The sequence below is a fragment of the Alteromonas sp. ABV2_168 genome, assembly GCF_056161165.1.
Genome location: NZ_JBSWYQ010000028.1, coordinates 1 through 461 on the forward strand (window position 1 = coordinate 1; position 461 = coordinate 461).

1 protein-coding gene is annotated in these 461 nt (G+C 42.3%); it reads left to right on the top strand.

Going from position 1 to position 461, the window contains the following annotated elements; translation table 11 throughout:
* Positions 1-28: 28 nt before the first annotated feature.
* Complete coding sequence (locus ACXAH4_RS20105) at positions 29-373, top strand: VOC family protein (RefSeq protein ID WP_474846748.1); 345 nt, start codon at positions 29-31, stop codon at positions 371-373.
* The last annotated feature ends 88 nt before the right edge of the window (positions 374-461 follow it).

Below are 461 nucleotides of genomic sequence, written 5' to 3' on the forward strand. Positions count from 1 at the left end.
GGGTGTTAGCAGCCAAATGGAAAGTACAATGGACGTAACGGATCTAAAGGCTTTTATTCCAAGCAAAGACTATGAAGTATCAAAATCATTCTACTCAGAAATTGGTTTTGATTCTGAATATGTAACTGACGACCTCACATTATTTCAAAACGGTGACTGCCTTTTCTTTCTTCAGCGCTTTTACGATGAATCGCTAGCCAGCAACTTTATGCTTCAAATTTGTGTATCTGACATCAATGAAGCTTTTCGGGTATGCTCTGAGTCTAGACTTAAGCAGAAAATCACTTCAATATCCCAAGAATCATGGGGTAAGGTTTTTTATTTGTGGGGCCCGTCAGGTGAGTTATTACACATCACACAGGTTGGCGGCTAACAATCACATTAAGTCGGTCGCAAGCTCCCTGGGACAGTAACACGTGGGCTCTGTCGCTTCGCTCGGATTTTAGCCCACGTATTACTGC

Excerpts from the sequence above, each read along its gene's own strand:
- ACXAH4_RS20105 (WP_474846748.1), top strand. The coding sequence starts at position 29 with ATGGACGTAACGGATCTAAAGGCTTTTATTCCAAGCAAAGACTATGAA.